This window comes from Pseudomonas sp. B707 (assembly GCF_022496685.1).
In the GTDB taxonomy this organism is placed as follows: domain Bacteria; phylum Pseudomonadota; class Gammaproteobacteria; order Pseudomonadales; family Pseudomonadaceae; genus Aquipseudomonas; species Aquipseudomonas paraglycinae.
Map to the genome: position 1 here is coordinate 411,679 of NZ_WTVE01000033.1, position 26,163 is coordinate 437,841.

Annotated in this window: 23 protein-coding genes; 15 read left to right on the forward strand and 8 right to left on the reverse strand. The window is 59.8% G+C overall.

Annotated features, from left to right (window positions below; genetic code table 11):
- Positions 1-5: 5 nt before the first annotated feature.
- Together GQX66_RS24095 and GQX66_RS24100 are read right to left on the reverse strand one after the other, a co-directional pair.
- Positions 6-818 carry a crotonase/enoyl-CoA hydratase family protein gene (locus tag GQX66_RS24095; protein WP_085745575.1) on the reverse strand — a complete coding sequence of 271 codons (813 nt, stop codon included), beginning with the start codon at positions 816-818 and terminating at the stop codon, positions 6-8.
- Positions 819-900: 82 nt separating this feature from the next.
- A complete protein-coding gene (locus GQX66_RS24100; protein WP_240871871.1) occupies positions 901-1,674 on the reverse strand; it encodes a class I SAM-dependent methyltransferase in 774 nt (257 codons plus the stop codon).
- A 158-nt stretch (positions 1,675-1,832) separates the two neighbouring features.
- Between GQX66_RS24100 and GQX66_RS24105 the strand changes: the two genes are divergently transcribed.
- From GQX66_RS24105 to pncA, 4 genes are all read left to right on the forward strand, one after another.
- Positions 1,833-2,366 (forward strand): tetratricopeptide repeat protein, encoded by a 534-nt coding sequence (locus tag GQX66_RS24105; protein ID WP_240871872.1) that lies wholly within the window; start codon positions 1,833-1,835, stop codon positions 2,364-2,366.
- Between the two features lie 89 nt (positions 2,367-2,455).
- Complete coding sequence (locus GQX66_RS24110; RefSeq protein ID WP_240871912.1) at positions 2,456-2,914, forward strand: sigma-70 family RNA polymerase sigma factor; 459 nt, start codon at positions 2,456-2,458, stop codon at positions 2,912-2,914.
- On the forward strand, positions 2,911-3,669 hold the full coding sequence (locus GQX66_RS24115; protein ID WP_240871873.1) for a twin-arginine translocation signal domain-containing protein: 759 nt from the start codon (positions 2,911-2,913) through the stop codon (positions 3,667-3,669). Before GQX66_RS24110 ends, GQX66_RS24115 begins: the two co-directional genes overlap by 4 nt.
- A 50-nt stretch (positions 3,670-3,719) precedes the next feature.
- On the forward strand, positions 3,720-4,346 hold the full coding sequence (gene pncA, locus GQX66_RS24120; RefSeq protein ID WP_102688062.1) for a bifunctional nicotinamidase/pyrazinamidase: 627 nt from the start codon (positions 3,720-3,722) through the stop codon (positions 4,344-4,346).
- A 142-nt stretch (positions 4,347-4,488) separates the two neighbouring features.
- On the opposite strand, the gene GQX66_RS24125 is transcribed toward pncA, so the two are convergent.
- Both GQX66_RS24125 and GQX66_RS24130 read right to left on the reverse strand, forming a co-directional pair.
- Positions 4,489-5,790: an ATP-binding protein gene (locus GQX66_RS24125; RefSeq protein WP_240871874.1), complete on the reverse strand. Its 1,302-nt coding sequence runs from the start codon at positions 5,788-5,790 to the stop codon at positions 4,489-4,491.
- 4 nt (positions 5,791-5,794) lie between these two features.
- Entirely contained in the window at positions 5,795-6,496 is a 702-nt protein-coding gene (locus GQX66_RS24130; protein WP_007960391.1) for a response regulator transcription factor, read from the reverse strand.
- A 263-nt stretch (positions 6,497-6,759) separates the two neighbouring features.
- Between GQX66_RS24130 and GQX66_RS24135 the strand changes: the two genes are divergently transcribed.
- The 6 genes from GQX66_RS24135 to GQX66_RS24160 all read left to right on the forward strand — a co-directional run bounded on the left by GQX66_RS24135 (position 6,760) and on the right by GQX66_RS24160 (position 13,477).
- Complete coding sequence (locus GQX66_RS24135; protein ID WP_102688061.1) at positions 6,760-7,917, forward strand: efflux RND transporter periplasmic adaptor subunit; 1,158 nt, start codon at positions 6,760-6,762, stop codon at positions 7,915-7,917.
- Positions 7,918-7,932: 15 nt separating this feature from the next.
- Positions 7,933-11,031 carry an efflux RND transporter permease subunit gene (locus tag GQX66_RS24140; RefSeq protein ID WP_240871875.1) on the forward strand — a complete coding sequence of 1,033 codons (3,099 nt, stop codon included), beginning with the start codon at positions 7,933-7,935 and terminating at the stop codon, positions 11,029-11,031.
- 126 nt (positions 11,032-11,157) lie between these two features.
- A complete protein-coding gene (locus GQX66_RS24145) occupies positions 11,158-11,604 on the forward strand; it encodes a hypothetical protein (protein ID WP_240871876.1) in 447 nt (148 codons plus the stop codon).
- Positions 11,601-12,074 (forward strand): hypothetical protein, encoded by a 474-nt coding sequence (locus GQX66_RS24150; protein ID WP_240871877.1) that lies wholly within the window; start codon positions 11,601-11,603, stop codon positions 12,072-12,074. Before GQX66_RS24145 ends, GQX66_RS24150 begins: the two co-directional genes overlap by 4 nt.
- A gap of 153 nt (positions 12,075-12,227) precedes the next feature.
- Positions 12,228-12,869 carry a DUF1345 domain-containing protein gene (locus GQX66_RS24155; RefSeq protein WP_236190644.1) on the forward strand — a complete coding sequence of 214 codons (642 nt, stop codon included), beginning with the start codon at positions 12,228-12,230 and terminating at the stop codon, positions 12,867-12,869.
- Between the two features lie 158 nt (positions 12,870-13,027).
- Positions 13,028-13,477 carry a hypothetical protein gene (locus GQX66_RS24160; RefSeq protein ID WP_085745563.1) on the forward strand — a complete coding sequence of 150 codons (450 nt, stop codon included), beginning with the start codon at positions 13,028-13,030 and terminating at the stop codon, positions 13,475-13,477.
- A gap of 57 nt (positions 13,478-13,534) precedes the next feature.
- Here GQX66_RS24160 and GQX66_RS24165 read toward each other — a convergent pair whose 3' ends face one another.
- From GQX66_RS24165 to GQX66_RS24175, 3 genes are all read right to left on the reverse strand, one after another.
- Positions 13,535-15,862 carry an autotransporter outer membrane beta-barrel domain-containing protein gene (locus tag GQX66_RS24165; protein ID WP_240871878.1) on the reverse strand — a complete coding sequence of 776 codons (2,328 nt, stop codon included), beginning with the start codon at positions 15,860-15,862 and terminating at the stop codon, positions 13,535-13,537.
- Positions 15,863-16,235: 373 nt separating this feature from the next.
- Positions 16,236-18,362, reverse strand: a complete 2,127-nt coding sequence (locus GQX66_RS24170; protein WP_240871879.1) for a hypothetical protein — start codon at positions 18,360-18,362, stop codon at positions 16,236-16,238.
- Between the two features lie 155 nt (positions 18,363-18,517).
- A complete protein-coding gene (locus GQX66_RS24175) occupies positions 18,518-19,318 on the reverse strand; it encodes a hypothetical protein (RefSeq protein WP_085745560.1) in 801 nt (266 codons plus the stop codon).
- Positions 19,319-19,559: 241 nt separating this feature from the next.
- Here GQX66_RS24175 and GQX66_RS24180 point away from each other — a divergent pair, with 241 nt between their 5' ends.
- From GQX66_RS24180 to GQX66_RS24200, 5 genes are all read left to right on the forward strand, one after another.
- The gene (locus GQX66_RS24180; protein WP_129972954.1) at positions 19,560-20,585 is read left to right on the forward strand and encodes a LacI family DNA-binding transcriptional regulator; all 1,026 of its coding nucleotides are present in this window, start codon (positions 19,560-19,562) and stop codon (positions 20,583-20,585) included.
- A gap of 64 nt (positions 20,586-20,649) precedes the next feature.
- On the forward strand, positions 20,650-21,432 hold the full coding sequence (locus tag GQX66_RS24185) for a TIM barrel protein (protein WP_129972955.1): 783 nt from the start codon (positions 20,650-20,652) through the stop codon (positions 21,430-21,432).
- A complete protein-coding gene (locus GQX66_RS24190; RefSeq protein ID WP_129972956.1) occupies positions 21,425-22,390 on the forward strand; it encodes a sugar kinase in 966 nt (321 codons plus the stop codon). Before GQX66_RS24185 ends, GQX66_RS24190 begins: the two co-directional genes overlap by 8 nt.
- A gap of 137 nt (positions 22,391-22,527) precedes the next feature.
- Positions 22,528-23,826, forward strand: a complete 1,299-nt coding sequence (locus GQX66_RS24195; protein ID WP_085745556.1) for an MFS transporter — start codon at positions 22,528-22,530, stop codon at positions 23,824-23,826.
- A gap of 21 nt (positions 23,827-23,847) precedes the next feature.
- Positions 23,848-24,816, forward strand: a complete 969-nt coding sequence (locus GQX66_RS24200; protein ID WP_240871880.1) for a D-glycerate dehydrogenase — start codon at positions 23,848-23,850, stop codon at positions 24,814-24,816.
- 125 nt (positions 24,817-24,941) lie between these two features.
- Here the strand turns inward: GQX66_RS24200 and GQX66_RS24205 are convergent, their stop codons facing one another.
- On the reverse strand, positions 24,942-26,129 hold the full coding sequence (locus tag GQX66_RS24205; RefSeq protein ID WP_240871881.1) for a pyridoxal phosphate-dependent aminotransferase: 1,188 nt from the start codon (positions 26,127-26,129) through the stop codon (positions 24,942-24,944).
- Between the last annotated feature and the right edge of the window lie 34 nt (positions 26,130-26,163).

Consider the following 26,163-nt stretch of genomic DNA (forward strand, 5'->3'; position numbering starts at 1 on the left):
GTTTCTCAATCCAGAAATTCGGGTTTCTGTTTGCTCATATGGGCGGCCATGGCCACGCGCAAATCGTTGGATTGCAGCATGGCGGCGTTCCAGGTGGCAACGTACTCGAGACCGTCGTCGATGCGATGGTCGCGCATGTAGCTGATCATTTCCTTGGTGCCGGTGACCGCGATCGGCGACTTGCCGGCGATGTCCCGGGCAATGTCCATCACGCCTTCGATAAGGCTGTCCTTGTCGCTGTAGACGCGATTGACCAGACCGATGCTGCGCGCTTCTTCGGCGCCAAAGGTGCGACCGGTGTAAGCCAGCTCACGCAGCATGCCGTCACCGATGATCCGTGGCAACCGTTGCAAAGTGCCTACATCAGCCGCCATGCCGATATCGATTTCTTTAATAGAGAATTGCGCGTCTTCGGCGGCGTAGCGCATGTCGCAGGCGGCGATCAGATCGATGGCGCCGCCCAGGCAGTAACCCTGGATCGCCGCGAGTACCGGTTTGCGGCAATTGTCGACCGCATTGAAGGATGCTTGCAGGGTCAGGATCTTCTTGCGCAGCAGGCGCGCATTGCGGCCGACGTCCTTGCCCAGCTCATTGGCCACGCCGGCCAGCATCATCAGGTCGATGCCCGAGGAAAAGTGTTTGCCGGCGCCGCTGAGCACCACCACCCGCACTTCGTCGGTGTCGTCGATCCACTGGAACACCTCGACGATTTCGCTCCAGAACGCGGCGTTCATCGAGTTGATCTTTTCCGGACGATTGATCTGCACATGGGCGATGTTGTCGGCCAGTTCGACGCTGAAGGCGGTGTATTGAGTCATGGCAGAAGTCCTTTACCGGGCTGAAAATGAGGCCCGAACTATAACAAGGCATCAGCACGGCGGTTCGGCCAAATGCGGGACTCTAGCCGTTCTTCACCGCGACGAAGGCGGCGGTCTCGTAAGGCACCGTCACCACTTCCCTGCCCCGCAACTGCGGCTCGCCGGCAATCAGTTGAGCAATCTGCTCGTCGATCTTCGCACGTTGTTGGTCACTCAACGCCGCAATGAAACTGGTGGAGCGCACCCGGTTGAAAATCACATCTTCCGGCGAGCCGGTATGACCATGCTGAAAGTGCTGCGCCTGCAATGGCCCGAAACCCGGATGGGGAAAGGCCTTGCGCCACTCGCCGGTGTAGAAGCGCGGTGTATCGCCTTCCAGCGCATTGACGATGGCGTCCAGCTTGGGCACCCAATCGATCCGGGTGTCGCGCAGGTTCCAGATCAAACCCAGTTTGCCGCCCGGTTTGAGGACCCGGGCAATTTCATCCAGCGCCTCGGTGCTGGCAAACCAGTGAAAGGCCTGCGCGCAGACGACGGCATCCACAGAGGCATCGGGCAACGGCAGATCCGTTGCCGTACCGCTGACGGCCAGCACCTGCGGCCAGGCCAGCGACAGTTTTTCCAGCATCTGCGCCACCGGTTCCACGGCGATCACCTGGGCGCCGGTCGCCACCAGCCGTCCGGTGAACTTGCCGGTGCCGGCGCCGAGGTCGATAACGGTCTTGTGGCCATCGAGGCCCAGCGTGCCCGTCAGCCATTCACTGACGGCCGGCGGATAGTCGGGCCGGCCTTTGACGTAGGTGTCGGCAGCGGTTTTGTAGCCGCTGGCGGCCGAGTGGTGAACCTGATCTTTCATGGCCAAACTCCCATGGTAGAACTGCAGATCGACAACGAGTGCTGACGAGCATAGCGCCGGAAAAAGGGCTTTCCTTTAACAAAGCCTGACAAAGCAATGAATAAATTTTCACCCTGCGGTGTTCAAAGTGAAACATGACCCCCTGTGGAGCCTTGCCCATGACTATCCGTTCCGTTATGTTCGCCGCCCCGTTGCTGGTGGCCGCGGTTTTCGCGAGCCCCCTCGCCTTCGCCAATGGCGATGAAGAGGCGCCGGTACAGAAGCCCAACTGCCCCAAAGGCCAGGTGTTCGACACCAAGACCCAGAAGTGTGTGATGCAGACCAGCCATCTGGTGCCCGACGCCGACCGGACCGATTACGCCTACCGTCTGGCCAAGGCCGGCCGTTATGAAGAAGCCCTGGCCGTGCTCGACACGCTGGAACAACCGAACACCGCCAAGGCCCTCAACTATCGCGGTTACGCCACGCGCAAACTGGGGCGCACCGACGAAGGCATCGGTTACTACCTGCAATCGGTCAAACTTGATCCGCAGTACGCGCAAGTCCGCGAATACCTGGGCGAAGCCTATGTGATCAAGGGCCGCGTCGATCTGGCGCAGGAGCAATTGCAGCACATCCAGAAGATCTGCGGCACGACCTGCGAGGAATACCGGGACCTGGCCGAAGCCATCAACGATTCATCGAAAACCTGACACGACACGCGGAGGCGAACATTTTCAGCGATCAGGCCTTCAGAGCCGAACTCGGGCAACACCTGGCGCGCCTGTGGCGCTACGGCTTGCTGCTGTCGCGCAATCGGCACGTGGCCGAGGATCTGGTACAAGCCACCTGCGTGCGGGCGCTCGAACGTTCGGGCCAGTACCTGGCCGGCACCCGTATGGATCGCTGGCTGCTGAGCATTCTGCATTCGATCTGGCTCAACGAAGTGCGCGCCCGCCGGGTGCGCCAGGGCCAGGGTGTGACGGACGCCGACAGCCAGCTGACGTTCGATGGCGAATACGCCGCGCAAACCCACGTCATGGCGGCACAGGTGATCCGCCGGGTCGATGCGCTGCCGGAAACCCAGCGCGAAACGGTTTATCTGGCCTACGTCGAGGGCCTGTCCTACCGCGAAGTCGCCGAGATCCTGCAAGTGCCGATCGGCACGGTCATGAGCCGGCTGGCCACCGCGCGCCTGAAACTGGCCGAATACCCGCCGCTGCAAGCGGTACCGAACAGCCCCGCAGGAGACCGGCAATGAATGCGCCTTCCGACGAGCAACTGGTGGCGTATCTGGACGATGAACTTGACCGCGAACAGCGCAGCCAACTCGACAGCCTCATCGCCGACGATCCGCTGCTGAGTTTGCGCGTGCAATGGCTGAGTCGCAGCAACCTGCCATTCAAGGCTGCCTACGACGAACTGGCCCAACAGGCGCCGCTCGACCGTTTGCAGGCCCGGCTCGATGCCGCGCCGTCACCGCAGAAGCCCGGTTTCAGCCGGCGCTGGTTCATCGGCGCCGCAGCAGCGGGCGTGGCGCTCGCAGGTGTCGCGGCGGACCGCTTGCTCCTGGCCTGGCAAACGCAGCAATCGCACAACTGGCGCGAGCTGGTGGGCGATTACATGGCGCTGTATGTGCCGCAGACCCTCGAACATCTGCCCACCGACGAAGCCTCGCAACTGGCGCAGCTGCGAACCGTCGATGCGCGGCTGGGCGTGAGCCTGTCGCCGGCGAAACTGAAACTGCCGGGCGCACAGTTCAAACGCGCGCAATTGCTCGAGTATGACGGCGTGCCCATCGCCCAGATGACCTGGCTCGACGCCACCCACGGCCCGCTGGCGCTATGCGTCACGCGCACCAACAGCGGCAGCCAGCCGCTGGCCCATGAACGCCGGCACGGGATGAACGTGGTTTACTGGACCGAACGCGAACACGCCTGGATGCTGATCGGCCACCACCCGGCTTCCGAGCTGGAGGACATGGCAAAAATGTTTAAGACCCGGCTGAACGTTTAAAGAATTTTGTCACTATGCTGCTCGGGTGATTTTCCAAGAAGGATGGATTTATGCCGATTTCGCCACGCACAGCCCTGCTGGTCATCGACGTGCAGAACGACTTCATTCCCGGCGGCCAGTTGGCCGTGCCCGAAGGTGACCTTATCGTTCCGCTGATCAACCGGCTCGCCGGGCAGTTCAAGCAAGTGGTCATTGCCCAGGACTGGCACCCGGCCGGGCATGCTTCGTTTGCTTCCAGCCATCCAGGCCGCCAGCCTTACGACGTGATTCAACTGCCGTACGGTGAGCAGACGCTGTGGCCGGATCATTGCATTCAGGGTTCACGCGGTGCCGAGTTTCACTCGGGACTCGATCTGCCCCACGCGCAGTTGGTCATCCGCAAGGGCTGCAACCCGGACATCGACAGCTATTCGGCGTTTCTGGAAGCGGATCGCGTCACGACCACGGGTCTGGCCGGTTATCTGAAGGAACGCGGGGTCGACACGGTGTACATGGTTGGCCTGGCGCTGGATTTCTGCGTGATGTTCTCCGCGCTGGATGCACGGGCGGCGGGGTTCAATGCGTTTGTGGTGCTGGATGCTTGCCGGGCGATTGATTTGAACGGCTCGCTGGCGTCGGCGATCGAGCGGATGCAGGTAGCTGGGGTTGGGTTGATCCAGTCCACTGAACTGCTTTGACCCACTTGCTGATCGTTCCCACGCTCCGCGTGGGAATGCATACGGTGACGCTCTGCGTCACAAAGGACGCGGAGCGTCCTGGGCGGCATTCCCACGCAGAGCGTGGGAACGATCAGCGCTCTGGGTGGGACCTCAGCGATCATCAGGTCGGGGTTGGCAGCCAAAGCCTGAAACGCGCCCCGCCCAATGGCGAACCCTCCACCGTCAACGTCCCGCCCTGCGCTTCCAGCGCCCGCCGGCTGATCGCCAGTCCCAGGCCAAACCCGCCGGTCGCCCGATCGCGACTGCGATCCAGTCGATAGAACGGCTCGAAAATCCGCTCCCGCTCGTCTTCCGGAATGCCGATGCCGTCGTCATCCACCCAGATCTCGCAGCCTTTCGGGCAGACCTGCACACCGATCTGAATGCGTTTCTCGCAGTAGCGCATGGCGTTGCGCAGCAGGTTCTGAATCGCACGGGCCGTCAGGCGCGGGTCGAGGGAGAAGCGTTCCAGCTGATTGTGCAGCAGCACATCGATGACGATTTCCGGGGATTCCAGTTCTTCATCGACGCTGCCCAGAATGCTGTCGATGAACTCGTCCAGCGACACTTCGACCTGCTCCGGCAACTTCGCCGGATTCTGCAGGCGACTGTAGGACAGCAACTCCAGCACCAATTCATCCAGTTCGCGAATGTGCGCGACCAGCCCCTGCAGGCGTTCGCGGCTGGCTTGCGGCAAGTCATCGGACAGCGCCAGCGCCAGGCCGAAGTCCAGGCGTGTCAGCGGCGTGCGCAATTCGTGAGACACGGCGTTGAGCAGATCGCGCTGCTGGTTGAGCAGGTTTTCGATATCGCCGGCCATGGTGTCGAACACATTGGCCAGGCTGCCGATGTTGGATTTCGCGCCGATCTGCGTACGCTCGCTCAAATGGCCCTTGCCGAAACGTTCGGCCGTGCCCTTGAGGCGTTCCAGATCGCGCCAGTGCGGGCGAAACCAGAGCAACAGGCACGCCAGCAGACTGGCGCCGATCAGCACGTTGATGCTCCAGTACAACAGGTTCACGTCCATCGGATCCGGCGGCACCACCATCTGCACTGCCATTTCGTCGTTGAGCGGCGTGACCGCCAGCGTGCGCCAGCCCCAGTCGCCCACCCGCACCATGTTTTCGCCGCGCCGCAGACGTTCCTGCTCGATGGCGGTGAAGTCCGGGTCGTCAATACGGGCAAGGACGATGTGCAGCGGCTGGAAATCCTTGTCCATCGATGCCGCGAGCGCCGGCCACTGATCCTGCGGCACCGCGCGAAACTGCTTGGTGATCAGCGATTGCAGGCCACGGGAATAGTCGAGGTTGTAGGTGACGAATCGCTGTTTGAACGCCATCACCACCAGATCCGGCACCAGATAGATCGCCGCGCTGTAGGAAACGATCGTCACCAGATAGAGGCGAAACAGGATTCTGAACATCGAATCAGCATTCCCACTCGGAACGGCTGAACAGATAACCCTTGCCCCACACGGTCTTGATCTTGCGCGCCTCGCCGGCGTGGTCGTCGAACTTGCGCCGCAGCTTGGAAATCGCCACGTCCACCGAGCGGTCGGTGCCGTTGAATTCGATGCCGCGCAGGCGTTGCAGGATCTGGTCGCGGCTCAGCACTTCGCCGGCATGACGGGCCAGCACCACCAGCAGGTTGTATTCGCCGCTGGACAGCTCGACCGGTTGCTCGCGCCAGGTCACCGTGCGTTCCGACAGGTCGATGCACAGATTGCCCATCAGGATCCGGTCGTTGGCGGTCATCGGCTCGCCGAGGCTGCTGCGCCGCAGTAAAGTCCGGACCCGCGCCAGCAGGACGCGCGGCTCACAGGGTTTGGTGACGTAATCGTCGGCACCCATTTCCAGGCCCAGCACCTGATCGTGGCTGTCATCGCGAGCGGTGAGCATCAGGATGGGCAGCGTTGCCGAGTCGGCGCGCAGCAATCGACAGACCTGTAAGCCATCCAGGCCCGGCAGCATCAGGTCGAGAATCACCAGATCCGGCGGATTGAGCCGCGCCCGCTCGCGCACATGGTCGCCGCGGCCGATCACGCTGACGGAGTAACCGTTGCGTTCGAGGTAACTGGAGATCAGTTCGGCGAGGGCGGTGTCGTCTTCGACCAGAAGAATGTTGGGCATTGAGGTGATCCAGAAATACAGTGGCGACCCATCGTCCGCTATCGCGAGCAGGCTCGCTCTCACACTTGGAATGCAATCCCTTGTGGGAGCGAGCCTGCTCGCGATGCTTTATCTGTCGCAATAAATATCAAGGCGTAAAGGATATACGCCCTCACTCGTCCCGGAGCAAAACCCTTACACAATTTCACACAGCGCCTACAAAGCTTCACCGCTACCCTCGGCGACTGTCCGTAGGATGCGCAGATCAATATTGGGGGTTGTACATGTCGAAGAATCTGCTGGCCGGGCTCGGCCTGATCGCATTGGCGCTGACGCTGAGTGCCTGTGATAAATCCTCGAACGCCGAGGAACAGGCGCCGCCGGCCACCGTGCGGATCGAAACCCTTGAGGCGCGCCCCCTGTCGATCAGCAGCGAACTCAGCGGGCGGATTGCCGCGCCGCGCATTGCCGAAGTCCGCGCCCGGGTCGCCGGCGTCGTGCTGCAACGCACCTACCGCGAAGGCAGCGACGTGAAAAAGGGCGATGTTTTGTTCCGCATCGATCCGGCACCGTTCAAGGCTGACCTCGATAGCGCCGAAGCCGCCCTGCGCAAGGCCGAGGCAAACGCGTTCCAGGCAAAACTGCAGGAACAGCGCTACGCCCAGTTGATCGACGACAAGGCCATCAGCGCACAGGATTACGACAACGCCCGCGCCAATGCCCGGCAGACTGCCGCCGACGTGGCCGCCAACAAGGCTGCCGTCGAGCGCGCGAAGTTGAACCTTGGTTACGCCACCGTCACCGCGCCGATTTCCGGCCGCGTTGGTCGCGCGCTGGTGACCGAAGGCGCACTGGTGGGCCAGAACGAAACCACGCCCATGGCGCTGATCCAGCAACTGAACCCGATCCACGCCGACCTCACCCAGTCGACCCGCGAACTCAACGAACTGCGCCGGGCATTCCGGTCCGGCCAGTTGCAGCAGGTCGGCCAGGATCAGGTCAAGGCCACGCTGATCCAGGACGACGGCAGCCTTTATCCGCTGCCAGGCAAATTGCTGTTCAGTGACATCACCGTCGATCCGGGCACTGGCCAGATCATCCTGCGCAGCGAGTTTCCCAACCCGGATCTCGATCTGCTGCCCGGCAGCTACGTTCGCGTGCGCCTGGAACAAGGCGTGATTCAACACGGCCTCACCGTGCCGCAGCGCGCAGTACAACGTGACAGCGCCGGCGTGGCCCAAGTGCTGACCATCGACGATCAGATGCGCGTCGCCCAGCAGCCGGTTCAGCTTGGCGCTGTGCAGAACGACCGCTGGATCGTCACCGGCGGCCTGAAGGCCGGCGACCGCATTGTCATCGAAGGCCTGCAACACGCCCGTCCGGGCGAAGTGGTGCAGATCGACGACACCCCTCTTCCACTTGCCCAGACCTCTGGTCAGTAAGCAGGACGCTCTTCTATGCCGCAGTTCTTTATCGACCGCCCGGTGTTCGCCTGGGTCGTCGCGTTGTTCATCCTGTTGGCCGGTGCGCTGGCCATCCCGCAATTGCCGGTGGCGCAATACCCCGACGTCGCGCCGCCGCAGATCGAAATCTACGCCGTGTACCCGGGCGCCTCGGCGCAGACCGTCGACGAGAGCGTGGTCAGCCTTATCGAAGAAGAACTCAACGGCGCCGATCATCTGCTGTATTTCGAATCGCAGAGCAGCCTCGGCAGCGCGACGATCAAGGCCACTTTCCAGCCGGGTACCAACCCGGAACTGGCGCAGGTTGACGTGCAAAACCGCCTGAAAGTGGTCGAGTCGCGCCTGCCGCAAGCGGTCAATCAGCAGGGCTTGCAGGTGGAGAAAGTCTCCGCCGGTTTCCTGTTGCTGATCACCCTGACCTCCAGCGACGGCAAACTCGACGACGTAGCGCTCAGCGATTACCTGGCGCGCAACGTGATGAACGAGATCAAGCGCATCGACGGCGTCGGCAAGGCCCAGTTGTACGGTGCCGAGCGGGCGATGCGGATCTGGGTCGATCCGCAGAAGCTGATCGGTTTCAACCTGACGCCGGCTGATGTCAACGCCGCCATCGTTGCGCAGAATGCCCAGGTCTCGGCAGGCAGCATCGGCGATCTGCCGAACCCGAGCACTCAGGAAATCACCGCGACGATTCTGGTCAAGGGACAACTGTCGACGCCGGAAGAGTTCGCCGACATCGTGCTCAAGGCCAACCCGGACGGCTCTACAGTACGCATCAAGGATGTGGCGCGGGTCGAGATCGGCAGCCAGGAATACCAGTTCGGCACCCGTCTGAACGGCAAGCCGTCCACCGCCGTCGGTGTACAACTGTCGCCGGGCGCCAACGCCCTCAGCACCGCGACCTTGATCCGGGCAAAGATGGATGAGCTGTCGCGCTACTTCCCGGCCGGCGTGGAATACAAGATCCCCTACGACACGTCGCCGTTCGTGAAGGTCTCGATCACCAAAGTGATCTATACCCTCGGCGAAGCGATGCTGCTGGTGTTCGCGGTGATGTTCCTGTTCCTGCAGAACATCCGCTACACACTGATTCCGACGCTGGTGGTGCCGGTGGCGTTGATGGGTACTTTTGCGACGATGCTGGCGCTGGGTTTCTCGATCAACGTGCTGACCATGTTCGGCATGGTGCTGGCCATCGGCATTCTGGTGGACGACGCCATCGTGGTGGTAGAGAACGTCGAACGGATCATGGCCACCGAAGGCCTTTCACCGAAAGAGGCAACGCGCAAGGCGATGAGCCAGATCACCGGCGCGATCATCGGCATTACCCTGGTGCTGGTGGCGGTGTTCATTCCGATGGCGTTCATGCAGGGCTCGGTGGGCGTCATCTATCGCCAGTTCTCGTTGTCGATGGCGACTTCGATCCTGTTTTCGGCATTCCTCGCCCTGACCTTGACCCCGGCACTGTGCGCCACTTTGCTCAAGCCGATTGCCAAGGGTGAACATCACGAGAAAACCGGGTTCTTCGGCTGGTTCAACCGCCGATTCGAACAATTGACGGATCGTTATCAGGGCTGGGTCGGTTACGCACTGAAACGCACCGGTCGCTATCTACTGATTTACGTTGTGCTGCTGGTGGGTCTGGGCCTGTGCTTCGCGCGCCTGCCCTCCTCGTTCCTGCCGGTCGAGGATCAGGGTTACACCATCACCGACATTCAACTGCCGCCCGGCGCGAGCAAGAACCGTACGGTGCAGGTGGTCGAGCAGATCGAAGCGCACAACGCCGGCGAGCCGGGCGTGGGCGACAGCACTGTGATTCTCGGTTTCAGCTTCTCCGGCAGCGGGCAGAACGCCGCATTGGCGTTTACCACGCTCAAGGACTGGTCGCAGCGTGGCGGCGACGACTCGGCAAGTTCGATTGCCGACCGCGCCAACATCGCCCTCAGCCAGATCAAGGACGCAGTGGCCTTTGCCGTACTGCCGCCACCCGTTGATGGCCTCGGCACATCCAGCGGCTTCGAGTTCCGCCTGCAGGATCGCGGCGGCCTCGGTCATGCGACCTTGATGGAGGCGCGCACCCAACTGCTGGAAGCCGCCGAGAAAAGCCCGATCCTGATGAACGTGCGTGAAAGCGCGCTGGCCGAAGCACCGCAAGTGCAGCTGGAAGTGGATCGCAAGCAGGCCAATGCCCTGGGGGTTTCGTTCGCCGATATTGGCAACGTGCTGTCCACCGCCATTGGCTCTTCGTACGTTAACGACTTCCCCAATCAGGGGCGGATGCAACGCGTTGTCGTGCAGGCTGAAGGTGACCGTCGCAGTCAGGTCGATGACCTGCTGAAAATGCATGTGCGCAACGACGCCGGAAAAATGGTGCCCCTGTCGGCGTTCGTCAAAGCCACATGGACCCAGGGCCCGGCGCAGCTGACCCGCTACAACGGCTACCCGGCGATCTCGATTTCCGGCGAGCCTAAACCCGGCCACAGTACCGGCGAAGCCATGGCGGAAATCGAACGGCTGGTCGCTCAGGGGCCGAAAGGCTTGGGTCAGGAATGGACTGGTCTGTCGTTGCAGGAACGTTTGTCCGGCAGTCAGGCGCCGATTCTGCTCGGGCTGTCGCTGCTGATCGTGTTCCTGTGCCTGGCGGCGTTGTACGAAAGCTGGTCGATTCCAACATCGGTGTTGCTGGTTGTACCGCTGGGCGTACTCGGCGCGGTGCTGGCGGTGACTTTGCGCGGGATGCCCAACGACGTGTTCTTCAAGGTCGGCCTGATCACCATCATCGGCCTGTCGGCGAAGAACGCGATCCTGATCATCGAGTTTGCCAAGAGTCTTTATGACGAAGGGCATGACCTGATTGACGCCACGCTGCAAGCAGCGCGCCTGCGGTTGCGGCCGATTGTCATGACTTCGCTGGCGTTCATTCTGGGCGTGGTGCCGCTGGCGATTGCCACCGGCGCAAGTTCGGCGAGCCAGCAGGCGATCGGTACCGGAGTGATTGGCGGGATGATTACCGCGACGTTGGCGGTGATTTTTGTGCCGGTGTTTTTTGTGGTGGTGGTGAAAGCCGTAACCCGATGGGCCGGCAAAAAATGAAGTTTCGCTATAAGTCGATCGGTTTTTACACCTGTCAAAGTTGACAGGTTCGCCAATTGCTCCAAAAACTTAGGCTAGCTCCTGTCACGTTTGACTTAGCGGTTTGACTTGAATCAGGAGCTTCTCATGACGAATGTAAAGGGCAATGCAGATGGCAAATTCACAGCCACCACGAGCGATCCCGAACTCCGGAATTTTAACGCAGAAGAAAAGTTCTACTCATTGGGTATGGGCCGCTCCCTTCAGGGGTGGGCCTCGTTGGTGCAATCGCCGAATGAACGCAGAAACATTGCCCTGAATTTCATAAACAAGGGCGATATGGAAAACCAGACCTTCGATTTCGCCGATCCTGATCGCCAAGCGTCAGGCAGCTGGTGGAAAAGTACATCAAGCTCTGTCGAGGCGCCTTTCCTTGCGCAAAGCGGCACAGTCACTGTCACCGTGGACGCCGCTAAAGATGAAGCCATGGCAACGTTTGACTTCGTTGCGGTGTCGCAGGATGGAAAGGAGAAAGTGACTGTCAACGGAGAACTGCATCTGGTGCCGAACGACCAAGGGAGAGCAAAACCATGAGTGCTGCTCAACCAGTGTCCGAAGGTAGCTTGACCGCTGACGTCGATGGCCTGGAGCCGCCAGTGAAGGATAGCTACACGGCAGAAACGGTTCTCCTCACGGCTCAATACGATCAACTTTTCAAACAAGAGGCCTGGTCAGCCAGGGGAGAATGGTGGATTGATGGCCCGAGTCGTCCTCAACGTAGTCTGAGTATTGTTCTGAATGTGGTGCAAACCGCCAGTTTGAATACCCCCTACGACTTGAGTACGGATGTCAGTCTGATCAGAGCGGTTTTCGTGGAAAAACTCGCGGTTGGTATCAATCCTTTTTACCAGGCGATTCAAGGGACAGTCACCTTTCTCAGCTTCCCTGTTGCCGGCTCGGAGAAGGGAAAAATTGAAGCCGAGTTCGACTTCCTCGGCCAGAACGGTGATGCTGTTCCAAAAACTGTGACAGTCTCCAAAGGCAAGCTTCAGATCCGTAATTGATCCAGCTTCCCGCCCATCCTTCTGAAACATAAAAACCTTGAGCTTCTTGTCGATGCTGACAGAGTCACAAGGTTTCTTTTTGCAGTCCTCCGCGCCAGCCAGCACCCACACCCATGCTATGGTTTGCTCGACGCCGTTAACAAAGAGCCGCCCATGCGCTTCCTCGCCCGCACCCACCCTCGCCTCTCTGCCGCGTTCCTGCTCGGCCTCGCCGTCGGTCTGCTGGTACCTGCCGATTCCATCATCAGCAAAATCCTCATCGGCTGGAACGCCGGGGTCTGGACTTACCTGTCGCTGATGCTCTGGCTCACCGCCCGTGCCAAGGCGCCGGATGTCAAGCAGATCGCCGTCGTCGAAGATGAAAACGCCGGGCTGGTGCTGTTCGTGGTGTGTATTGCGGCGCTGGCCAGCCTGGCGGCCATCACCCTGGAACTTGTCGGCAGCAAGGATCTGGATACCCACCACAAATTGATGCACTACGGTTTTACCGCACTGACGGTCATCGGCTCATGGCTGCTGATCGGGGTGATTTTCTGCGTGCATTACGCCCGGCTGTTTTACACCTGGGACGGCAAAGAGCCGGCGCTGCGCTTTGCCGAAGGCCTGACGACGCCCAATTACTGGGACTTTCTGTACTTCTCGTTCACCATCGGCGTCGCGGTGCAGACGGCGGATGTCGGCGTGGCCACGCGGGAGATCCGCAAGATCGTGCTGGCGCAGTCGCTGATCGGTTTCGTATTCAACACAGCGATTCTGGGTTTCTCGATCAACATCGCCGCCGGATTGTTTGGCTGAGGGCTGGCGTCAGTGGCTATTCGCTCACAGATTTCAAGGGCTGTAACCTGTCAAGTCTGACAGTGTACAGATCGCCTGAATCGCGCTTTTATGATGCATCCAGAGTTAGGGCCCAATGGCCTTTGGATACTTCCCCAAAGTGAACGGAGATCCAATTCATGAACGCTGTGATCAGACGCACCAGTTTTGCCCCCGGTAATTTTGTGACCGCAAAAGCTTTCGCCAACGGTGGAGCCCCTGTCGCGGACTTCACTGCCTCTTCCCGACTGATTGAAACCAAAAAGGTCGGCCCTGACAAAATCGACGCGGTAGAGATAACCGCCATTGATCGGCCACCTTCGGGCACGAAAGCCAAAACAAACCCGGCACGTGAACTTACCCTGATCGTCCCCGATGGTTTCCCGATCGGGAAACATGTCTTGACCAGCCGCTCTGACGTAGCCGTCAGCTATAAAGACGGCACTGCGATCAGTGAAGGCATTTCAGGTGACATCGAGATCAAGCCTGCGAGCGATCAAAAGAATGTCGCGGCCGATTTCAATGTGACGCTGGAGAACGCCGATGGCACTACCTTCCAGTTGAAGGGAGGTTTTCAAGTCTTGAAGTGATGCAGCCGCAGGCACAAAAAAGGGAAGCCATCGCTTCCCTTTTTAGTTTCCGTTCCCTCAAAACCTGTAATGCGCCCCCATGTTCACACCGAAGTCTTTGGTGACGTTGTCGCCCTTGCTGGTGTCCAGCTCCGCGTGCAGCTGCCAGCGGTCATTCAGGGTCCAGGATGCGCCGGCGGCCACTTCGAAGCGCGTGCCGGAAAGATCATTGTTGAACTTGTTGTCGTTGACCCGCACTTCGTTGGTTTTGACGAACTCATGTACGGCAGCCACCCGCACGTGGGGTTGCAGGACACTGCCATCCGCCAGTTTCATGCCTCGCCCTAAGTTCAGGCCCGCCTTGCCCAGCATGGAACGGGTTGTATCAGCGTCGACACTCAGACCATTGTCCAGACGAAAATCCTTGCCTTGCACCGAGGCTCCCTGCCATTGGGTGAACGGTTCGATGTAATAGCCATCCGCGAACTCAATATGCTTGCCGAACTCCACCGACGCGCTTGCACCCAGACTGTTGTAACTGCCTTTGGTTTTGGTGTTGTCACTCAGCATCACGTCGGCCTTGTTGCGAAAGTGATTGAGCTTGGCCACCGTGTCCAGGTAGTAACCGCTGTCGCCCAGCCAGGTGCCGTAAAGACCGAGTGAGGTGCTGCCGATTTCCCCGGAGCTGCCGCGGCTCAAATCCAGATCGGATTTGCTGTAACCGGCAAACACACCGAGCAGTACACGCTCGCCGGCGATTTGCACCGGCGTATCGACGCCCATCGAGAAACCATACTGTCGTTGTTTGTAACCATTTCCGTAAGCATTGTTACTGATGCTGTACTGGCTGCCGAAAGAGCGCACCCATCCGCCCGTTTGCCCGCCATTGACCCGCAAATCACCCATGCGGTTGTTCAGCAGAACCGTTTCGCCATAGGTCACTGTCGGGGCTGTACCGGCAATGGCCAATGCGGCGCGTGTCGGTGTGCTGACAACAGTCTTGTCCGGTTGCAGGAACCAGTCATCTCCCTTCTTCACCAGAAGATAAGTGAATGCGCCTACGTCGACACGGTTGTTCACCAGGCCGTACTGCGCGCCTGACGCCACGCTCTGCACCACTTTGATGGACGAGTCATTGACCGGATCAAGACCGGAACTGGTGACCAGCAACTGATGGTAGCCGGAAGCACTGCGCGTGACATTCAGCAGATCGCTGAGACCCTGATTGAAGTCGGTGCCCATCCGGAACGTGCCGTTGCCCGACAGGTTGGCGACGTTCAATTGAAAGTATTGCTGAGGAGTGCCGAAACCTACCGTGCCGCCATTGCCCAGCGACAGATTGTTCACCGATTGACTGCCGGTCATCTGCCATAGCGCCTGATTGTTGATCGCAAAATTGGCGACATTGTTCACCTGGCCGGTGAGCGTGGCAGCATTGTCCAGCGTCAGACTCGAAGCACTATTGGCAGAAGCATTGACGTCACCGTTCATGACGCTCTGATTGTTGATCGTCACCGTGGCGACGTTGCCGAGATTGCCGGTCAGGGTCGAGCCGTTGTCGAGCGCCACACTCGAAGCACCGAGCACATTGCCGGTCATGCGCGCCTGATTGTTCAACACCGCGGTCGTGACGTTTTGCAGATCACCGGTCAGCGACGCATTGTTCTGCAACGTGACATTCGCGGAACTGCCCGAAACCACCGTGACGTTACCGGTCAGGTCACTGTTCTCGACGAGGAATCCAGCCGAAGCACCTTGTCGGACTTCAAGCAACGTGTTGTTGCCGGCCACCAGCGTCGAACGGTTACGCACTTCGATGTCTGCCACTGTCGGGAAATTCGGCGCGTTGATGCCGACCACCAGTGCCGAGCCGGTCTGGCCTTCGACACGAGTGCCGTCCAGAATTATTTTGGTCGGGATAACGGCGTTCACCTGAGTGTCAGTGCCAACCGTCACGCCATTAAGACCGCCGCTAATCGTACTGCCGGTGGCCGACAGTGAACCTTCCAGCATCCTGATCCCGAAGCTGTTCGCACCAGTGCCTTCGGCGGTGGAGTTTTGCAGACTGATGACGCTGAATCGGTTGCCCGCAATGCCCCCCGTCAAGCCCTGAACACCTGAGCCATTACGCAGCGTCACGCTTGAACCGCCTACGCTGTTGTTATTGCGTACTGCCGAAATGCCGATGCCAGTGGCATTGTTAACCGTTGAGTTGTCCAGAGTTGCGCTGGCGTTGACCAGTGAAATCCCCGAGACCGCTGCGGCGTTGACATTCGAGCCCGTCAGATTGATCAGGCCACCGGGATTGCTGTTCATTTCCAGTGTCGTGGCATTGGTGGCATTCAGGATGGCGTTGTCTTGAAGTTGCCAGATTTGCACCGGCGTCGTGCCGTCAATGGCAAGCATGGTACCCGCCGGAACGGTACCCGCCTGGGTGAGCGGCGAATTCATCAATAGGGGCAGCAGGGACAAAATTCCCAAGCTGATCGAGGTTTTCTGAAACGGGGTGTTCAATTTGGGCGACATGGTTGAGTCCTACTCGATTACATTCCGTGAGGAACGAGCGTCCGACTCAAACGAGTTGCGAGCCGGAACTGAAGCGGTCGCCAGACTACGGATAACTTTCCGAGGGATATGTAGGACTAATCTCCATCTTCGTACGACTTATCCCCTTGTCCCGTAAGAGCACCCGTATCTGACTTCGATTCCCACGATGGGGACGGTATTGACTGCCGTCCCCATCGCAGGAAACTTCACTCGAAGTACTGTTGATGCACGATCAAGGACGGTTCTGGTCGCAATACACCAGGCTCGAGTTCAAGAGCGCGACAGGGACGATGACCGACGCTGTAATGCCGTTGACCCCATACTCGATGTACGCATATTGAGTCGCCGGACGCTGGCCAGGGCCGGGGCTCGGCAGCTGGATCGGACGGACATTGGTGTATGGCACGTCAAATTCCAGAGGGCCCGTTGCAGGCATGGGCTTGGAATCTGTGAATGGCGTGTTGGGTATCACCGTCCCGCCAGCTCCGTTGGTCGTCCGCCCCTCAAATTTTAACGCAACCGTTGCACCTGTCGGGATGTTGGCATCCCGCTCGACCCTGATCCGCAGTCTGCGTGTAGCCTCATACGGCGGCATCGGTCCGTTCGCGACAGCCGGGTGATCCAGACACGGGCAGTTGACGGACATCAAGAAGCTCTCGGGAACCACCGCACCGGTGGGGGTTCTGAAAGCCGAAACGACAATCTTCGGCGCCGGCAGATTGATCACGATCGCTGTCACGTTGACACGCGTAACAGGCGTCTGCGTCATCGCGTTTGAACTGCCGGGGTAGGAGACAACAATGTAGGCCTCGCGCGCGGTAGCGCCGGTGCCGTTCCCTTCCAACAGAATCTCGGCCCAAGGCAATCGCGTGGTGACCCTCGTCGCGCCAACCTGCACGCCCACAGGCTGACCCACTTGTTTGCCCTGATAGAAGAACGTGACGATTTCTCGACCGGTAATCGGCCGCAGAGGATTTGTCCACAAGTTCCAGATCATGGTTGCATCAAGACCGGCCTGAGCCGGGCCAAGCGTGTTGGGTGCAGGCACAGGCGTGCCGCCACCCTGAACGATCACCGGGATGGCATTGGGGTTTTCCAGTTCAGGAAGGTTCGGCTGCTCATCCCCGGCGTATGCAAAATCGACAGTAGCAAATTGCTGAGGCGTGGAAACCGGATTCGGTGTAATCGTCGAGCGAATCAATTCGTACCAGTACTCGACCTGCTCTTCGGTGTCCCGGTTAGGGTCGCCGAAGACCACCGCCCAAAAGGCGTAATCAATCACGAATTTCAGCGGCCCGGCAGTGCCTGGCGCCGGGATTGTCTGTTCCGCAAGATCATGGACAATACCCTTCGAATCCATGATATGCGGCAGGATTCGGTCATCTTGCAACGAGTTGGTCGGGAAATCGATCTCCATTACCACTGCATCTGGATCAGATTTGAATGATGCGAGCGTAATGGGCGTCTGACCGTTGATACCGGTCGCCGGAATCCTTGGAATACCCAGCACCGGGGCCGGTGCGCTGACCCGATTGAACAGCAGCGTGATGGGTGCGTTGTTGCTGATATTGCCCGCGGCATCCTCTAGGTTGTAGGAGTAAAAATACGCGCCATCCTTCAACGCTTGCAGAATGACCAGTGAAATATTGATAACGCCGTCAGGCCGCACCGGCAAATCTACAACAACAGCGCCCTCACCTTGCATGCCGGTGAATGTGGTGAGTTGGGAGATGAAGAAGTTGACCAGATCAAGGCCTGGTTCGAATTTTGTCCAGCCCGTTGGAATGGTGATGTTCAAGCCGCCAGCGTTGGCAGGGTTGTTCAACCAAGCGTCATCGATGAGGGTTGGCAAACCTGTCAGGCTGATCTGCGGCGGCCGATTGCCGGTGCCATTGCCAGTGCCGGGTTGGCGCTGCCATTGTGCAGTCAGGTCGATGAGGATCACGAGATGCGGTTGAGAGTTGTCGAGGTTCCCGAATGCGTCAATGATAACGAACGCTGCAAAAAACTTGTTGTAATCCCCGCTAGCCGAGAACTTGTCGACGAAGATACTGAGCTGCGTGTCGGTCCGGTCAAAACTGACCGGAAAAGTCCAGTCACCTCCTGGCTGGCTGGCTTTAAGCTTAGTGTCCACTAAATAAGTCGGATCTCCCGGTATCAGCTGCGCCCCTTCCGGAAAGATATACAGTTGAATTTGGTGCGCACCATCCGGAGTTTTGTCATCAACGTCCGCCAACTGAAAGGTCACTTTTTTATCAACTTTCAGTTGTTGATACGTCAGTCGACCATCTGCCAACTGATCCACAATCGTTGGCGGCAACGCCAGAGCACCACCACCCGTTTTAGCCTGCATATTCATGTTCGTGAACTCCATCGATGAGTGTGTTGTTGAACCATCAACGTTGTTTCCCAATGAAGAATTTCGCGACTGCGGGCTGCGTGTTCCTGGGATTGACGTTCTGCCAACGTTTTGTTGGATCTATCGCTTTTCACTGCTTTTTTGGACTGCTTGATTCAAGGACCGCAAGGCGGTTTCCCGGAAAGGCGCCTGTCGATCTTCACGAATTCCGGATATGAACTGGCCAGCGCAACACCGTTTCGGTAGTGGGTGTAGGTGCACATCGCAGATCCGAATTCGATCGGTTTGATGTATTGGACGTAGTAGCTACTGTCGAGTCTGAAATCGAACCCTTGGGGAGAGGTCGCTTCCTGTTGCGACAGCGTTTTTCGAATTCGTAGCGCTGTGCCCGGAATTGGGTTGACACCGTTCAGGCTCGTGCAGCCTTCCCAATTCAGTACGCACTCATCATTCGCCAGAAACGTTCCCGGTTGCGCCGGAACCCGCACGACCACCACATCCCAGATCGCCGGGAATGTTAAACACATGAGCCAGCCCCAAAGGTTCGCGTCGGGATAAACCACCTCTTTCAATTTGACCGGAACCGGGCGCTTGAGGATGAACACTTGCGGTATCGAGTCATCTTCATTACTGGTGTCGCCGGAGGTCACCCGGTACCTCAACGTGATGTCGCCTGTCTGTTGCAAGTACTGCGCAGGCAGGTGGATCGTGCCCGGAAAGACCACCGGAACCGGAAACAGGTTGTTGTAGAAACGCGTCTCGGATATTGCCCCGGGCTCAAGTATCCAGATCTCCAGCAAATCACTTTTGCCGGGGATGATCGAAGGTGCAACCCACGGCGACATGCGCAGTGTGACGCCGTTGATATGCGCATCCAGAGGCAGCACTTTGTCGGCACCCACCCCTTCGATGGTCAACGGCAAGGCGAATGTCCCGATGGATTTTTTGGCGCTCATCCACTGTTCTCCAGAGGCGTAAAAAACACTTTGCTTCGGAAGAAATTAAACGCAGTAACCGCGCTTTCGCCTACTGTCAGATCTGACAGGTTTGATGACCGCTGGTCGGAATTGACCTTAAGCTGTTTCTGATTCAGATCCTCTCGGGCTTGACGAAGCGATGGTTAATGCGGTTATCTGAAACCGGTTTCAGCCTTGCCGTGCTGACTCGAACAATTCCAATAAAAAGGCTTTTTCAACCGTGAACGATTTCTCCGCCGCCCAGCGCAGCCGCGTGACCATGCTCGATGTCGCCGAACACGCTGGCGTGTCCAAGGCCAGCGTCTCGCGCTTTATCGGCGATGACCGCGCCCTGCTCTCCGATGCCATTGCCCAGCGCATCGAGCAGGCGATTGCCGAACTCGGCTATCGCCCCAATCAAATGGCCCGTGGTTTGAAACGCGGCCGCACCCGCCTGATCGGCATGCTGGTGGCCGATATCCGCAACCCTTATTCGATTGCCGTGATGCACGGTGTGGAAACCGCCTGCCGCCGGCACGGTTACAGCCTGGTGGTGTGCAACACCGACCGCGATGACGAGCAGGAACGCCAGCACCTGGCGCTGCTGCGCTCGTACAACATCGAAGGGCTGATCGTGAACACCCTGGGCCATCATCGGGATGAGCTGGATGGGCTGAAGCGGGAAATGCCGCTGGTACTGGTGGATCGCAAGGTCGAGGGGCTCGACAGTGACATGGTCGGATTGAACAACCCGCAGGCCATCGAGATGGCGCTCGAACATCTTCAGCAGCGTGGCTATCGCAATGTGCTGCTGGTGACCGAACCCTATGACGGCACCAGTTCGCGGATCGAGCGGGTCAGCAGTTTTCAGCAGCAGATTGGTCAGCGCAAAGACATGCGTGGCGCGGTGCTGGAAACCGGTTCGAGTCTTGCGAACGATCTTCAAACCTTTTTGAACGCACCTGATTCGGGCCCGAAAGCCCTGTTCTGCGCCAACGGCGTGGCGGCGCTGGCTTGCACCCTCGCCTTGCGCGAGATTGGCGGCCGGTTGTTCGAGGATGTCGGGTTGATCGCGCTGGATGATCTGGACTGGTATCCGTTGGTGGGCAGCGGGATTACTGCCCTCGCTCAGCCGACTGAGGAGATTGGTGCGCGGGCGTTTGAGTGCTTGCTCAAGCGGTTGCGTGGGGATGATGAAGCGGCGCGGACGCTGGATTTTGCACCGGTGCTGATTGAGCGCGGTTCGACGCGCAGCAAGGCAGAATAAGGCCCTGCGGGGCCACCCAAAATTTTTTGAACAAAAATGAAACCGGTTTCAGAGGTAGATAACAATGAATAAACCTGCCGTTTCCATCAGCCTGTCCAGCTACGGCGCCGATCTTGTTCGCCGTCGCGGCCAAGGCTCTTTCATCGAAGTGCTGGCCGCTGCCGGCGCCCATCGCATCGAATGGCGCGAAGAGTTGCTGACCAACGAAGTCCCCGAGCAACTGGCCGCTGCCACACAGGCTGAAGGCCTGCAAAGCATCTATTCCTCACCGACCGAACTGTGGCTAGCCGGTCAGTCGCGGCCCAATCCGGAACTCATCACCGCGCTGCAAAACGCCGAAGCGTTCGGCTCGAGGTGGCTGAAGGTTTCCCTTGGTTTCTTCACTGACAACAACGATCTGCAGACGCTGGCGCAAATCCTTGCGCAAAGCCCGGTACAACTGCTGGTGGAGAACGACCAGACCTTGCACGGCGGCCGCATCGAACCGTTCCAGCGTTTCTTCGCCGCCGTTGAGCAACACAACCTGCCGATCAAGATGACGTTCGACATCGGCAACTGGCAGTGGCAAGACCAGTCCGCCACCAGTGCCGCACGCCTGCTGGGCCGTCACGTCGGCTACGTGCATTGCAAAGCCGTGGCCCGCCGTGCCGACGGCAAACTGGTCGCGGTGCCGCCCGCCGCCACTGACCTGCATCTGTGGGAACAACTGCTGCGGCACATGGCCCAAGGGGTCATGCGCGCCGCCGAATACCCGTTGCAGGGCGAAGACCTGGTGCAACTCACCACCGAACACGTCGCCGCCCTCACCCGCCTCGGCCAGTCCCGCCTGGAGCCTGCTCATGTCTGAGATCGATATTCTGTCGTTCGGCGAAACCATGGCCATGTTTGTCGCTGAACAGAGCGGCGATCTGGCCTCCGTCGAGCAGTTTCACAAGCGGATTGCCGGGGCCGACAGCAACGTCGCCATCGGACTGTCTCGACTGGGCTTCAAGGTGGCCTGGCTGAGCCGTGTCGGTGCCGATTCGCTGGGACGATTTGTCGTCGAAACCCTGGCCCGCGAAGGCCTGGATTGCAGCCATGTCGAAGTCGACAACGCGCACCCGACCGGTTTTCAGCTCAAGTCGCGCAACGATGACGGCAGCGATCCGACGGTCGAATACTTCCGTCGCGGCTCGGCAGCCAGTCATCTGTCATCGCAGTCGATCAACCCGACGTTATTAAGCGCCCGACACCTGCACGCCACTGGCATTCCGCCGGCGCTGTCCGCATCGGCCCGGGAAATGTCCCGTGAACTGATGACCCGCATGCGCAACGCCGGGCGCAGCGTCTCGTTCGACCCGAATCTGCGCCCGAGCCTGTGGGCCAGCGAGCGAGAGATGATCCGCGAGATCAACCGCCTCGCCGCCCTCGCCCACTGGGTGTTGCCGGGGTTGAGCGAAGGCCGGCTGCTGACCGGATTTGAAGATCCGGCGGATATCGCCGCGTTCTATCTCGATCAGGGTGCCGAAGCAGTGGCGATCAAGCTCGGGCCGCAGGGTGCGTATTACCGCACGCATCTGGATCAGGGTTTTGTCGCCGGGGTGCCGGTTGAAACCGTGGTCGATACGGTCGGTGCCGGCGATGGATTTGCGGTCGGGATGATCAGCGCCCTGCTGGAGCATCAGAGTTTTCCCGAAGCCGTCAGACGCGCCAACTGGATTGGCAGTCGTGCGGTGCAGAGCCGTGGCGACATGGAGGGTTTGCCGACCCGATCCGAACTCACCGCTGATCGTTCCCACGCTCCTGCGTGGGAATGCAGCTCGTGACGCTCTGCGTCACATGGGACGCCGAGCGTCCCCGGAGGCGTTCCCACGCGGACGGTTCGACGCCTCGACGTGGGAACGAGCAAGCAATAAACCATTGAACCTGCTGCGACAAAAACAACAAGCTCAGGAGCAAGACCATGAAAACCGCAACCCTCGCCACCCGCCGCTGGTGGTACATCATGCCGATCGTGTTCATCACCTACAGCCTGGCGTACCTCGACCGCGCCAATTACGGCTTCGCCGCCGCGTCCGGGATGGCCGCCGACCTGATGATCACCCCGGGCCTGTCCTCGCTGCTCGGCGCGCTGTTCTTCCTCGGCTACTTTTTCTTCCAGGTGCCCGGCGCGATCTACGCGCAGAAGCACAGCGTCAAGAAGCTGATCTTCGTCAGCCTGATCCTCTGGGGCGGGCTCGCCACGTTGACCGGCGTGGTCTCCAACGCCTATTGGCTGATCGTCATCCGCTTCATGCTCGGTGTGGTCGAAGCGGCGGTGATGCCGGCGATGCTGGTGTACCTGTGCCACTGGTTTACCCGCGCCGAACGTTCGCGGGCCAATACCTTCCTGATCCTCGGCAACCCGGTAACGATGCTGTGGATGTCGGTGGTTTCGGGCTATCTGGTGCAGCATTTCAGTTGGCGCTGGATGTTCATCATCGAAGGCTTGCCGGCGGTGCTCTGGGCATTCATCTGGTGGAAGCTCGCCGATGATCGTCCGGCCCAGGCCAAGTGGCTCAGCGAGCAGGAAAAGCACGATCTGGAAAGCGCGCTGGCGGCCGAACAGGTCGGCATCAAAGCGGTGAAGAACTACGCCGAAGCCTTCCGTTCGCCGAAGGTGATCATTCTGGCGCTGCAATTTTTCTGCTGGAGCATCGGCGTCTACGGCTTCGTGTTGTGGCTGCCGTCGATCCTCAAGGCCGGCGCGCAGATGGACATGATCGAGGCAGGCTGGCTGTCGGCGCTGCCGTATCTGGCGGCAGTGATCGGCATGCTGCTGGTGTCGTGGGGCTCGGACAAACTGCAAAAGCGCAAACGTTTCGTCTGGCCGCCGCTGCTGATTGCCTCGGTGGCGTTCTACGGCTCCTACGCCTTGGGCGCGGAGCATTTCTGGTGGTCGTACACGCTGCTGGTGATTGCCGGCGCCTGCATGTACGCGCCGTACGGGCCGTTCTTCGCCATCGTCCCGGAGATCCTGCCGGCCAACGTCGCCGGTGGCGCCATGGCGCTGATCAACAGCATGGGCGCCCTCGGTTCTTTCGGCGGTTCGTATCTGGTCGGTTACCTGAACAGCTCCACCGGTTCGCCCGGCGCTTCGTACCTGTTGATGAGCGGCGCGCTGATGCTCTCGGTGGTGCTGACGATTTTTCTCAAACCCGGCGCGAGCGACCGGGTGACGGCCAAGCGCGTCGCACCGCGTCCGCAGCCGGCTCATTCCTGAATTGATAGAGAGATGACTGCGATGAAAAAGCAGGTTGTGCTGTACAAGAAACTGTCGCCGCAATTGATGGCGCGTCTTGAGGAACAGGTCGATGTGACACTGATCGACAGCCTCGACGCCGATGGCCTGATGAAACTGCGCGACGCCCTGCCCGGTGCCCACGGCTTGCTCGGCGCGAGCCTGAAACTGGACGCGGCGCTGCTCGATCTGGCGCCGCAGCTCGAAGCGATTTCCAGCGTCTCGGTCGGCGTCGACAACTACGACATCGACTACCTGACCCGACGCAAGGTCATGCTGACCAACACCCCGGACGTGCTCACCGAAACCACCGCCGACACCGGTTTCGCACTGATCCTGGCCACTGCCCGGCGCGTGGTGGAACTGGCGAACATGGTGCGTGGCGGTCACTGGCACCGCAGCATCGGCCCGGCGCATTTCGGTACCGATGTGCATGGCAAGACGCTGGGCATCATCGGTATGGGGCGAATTGGCGAGGCGTTGGCGCAGCGCGGGCATTTCGGGTTCGGGATGCCGGTGATCTATCACAGCCAGTCGCGCAAACCGGCGGTTGAAGAACGTTTTGATGCGCAGTACCGCAGCCTGGAAAATCTGTTACAGGAGGCGGATTTCATCTGTCTGACCTTGCCGTTGACGGCGCAGACTGAAGGTTTGATTGGCGCGGAACAGTTTGCGCTGATGCGGCCGGACAGCATCTTCATCAACATTTCCCGGGGCAAGGTGGTGGATGAGGCCGCGCTGATCGACACCTTGCGCCATAACCGGATTCGCGCGGCGGGGCTGGATGTGTTCGAGCGTGAGCCGCTGAATCATGACTCGCCGTTGTTGCAGCTGAACAACGTGGTGGCGACGCCGCACATGGGCTCGGCGACCCATGAGACGCGCGAGGCGATGGCGCGGTGTGCGGTGGAGAATCTGTTGGCGGCGTTGGCCGGTGAAAAACCCGCCAACCTGGTGAATTCTCTCCACTGATGATCGTTCCCACGCTCTGCGTGGGAATGCCTCAAGGGACGCTCCGCGTTCCAGCTCTGGAAGGGACGCGGAGCGTCCCGGGCTGCATTCCCACGCGGAGCGTGGGAACGATCAGGAGGAAACCCTCAGGCGCTGCGCACCTGGAGAAGCTGCGCAGCGCACAGTGCAATCCGCGAACACGCATCCGCCAGTTTTACTCTATCCACCACCAGCCCGATGCGAATATGCCCCGCCGCACTCGGCCCGAACGCCTCACCCGCCAGCACCGAAACCCCATACCCCTCCAGCAATCGCTCGGCAAAATCCTGCGCGCCGAGCCCGGTCTGGCGCACGTCGACCATCACGAACATCCCGCCATCCGGTTTGATCGGGTACAACCCCGGACAACCACGCAACCGCTCGCACACCAGATCCCGACGCAACCGGTATTCCTCGCGCATCTGCGTCACTTCCGGCAGATCTTTCTCCAGTGCTACCTGCGCCGCTTTCTGCACAAAGTCCGGCAGACCGAACAACATGCTCAGCGACAGATTCACCAGATGCTCGGCCAACGGTTTCGGCCCGATCATCCAGCCGATCCGCCACCCGGTCATCGCATGGGATTTGGACAGACTGTTGATGGTCGCGGTGCGCTCGGCCATGCCCGGCAGGCTCGCCGGGCTGACGTGCTCGCCTTCGTATAACAATTCGCTGTAGACCTCATCGCTGATCAGCCACAGGTCATGACGAATGCACAACGCCGCCAGCTCCTGCCAGATCAACAACGACAGGCTCGCACCGGAAGGATTGTTGGGACTGTTGAGCAACATGGCCCGTGTCTTCGGAGTGATCCGCGTCGCGACATCCGCCGGATCGACGCGAAAGCCGTTTTCCGGACGAACCGGAACAGGCACCACGGTAGCTCCGCAAGCACCGAACACACCTTCATAAGTCACGTACATCGGTTCGGCGACGATCACCTCATCCCCCGGATCCAGCAGACATTGCGCCACCGAATACACCGCGCATTGCGCGCCGGGCAGTACGATCACATGCTCGGCATCGACGTCCTGGCCGCTGCGTTGCCGATGGTGCTCGGCGATGCGCCTGCGCAACTCCAGCCGGCCGCGCACTTCGGAATAATGGGTATCGCCCGCCAACAGGCTGTCGATGGCGCCGTGGATGATCGGCAGCGGCGTATCGAAATCCGGATCACCCACCGACAGCAGCAACACATCGACCCCTTCGGCGCGCAGCTCCAGCGCTCGGTCGTGAATCCGCCAGGCTGCTGCTCCCTCCCCGGCGATTCGTTGGGTCAAGGCTGAATAGCGCATGTACGTCTCCTGATTGCGCGGTCTCCAGCCTTCA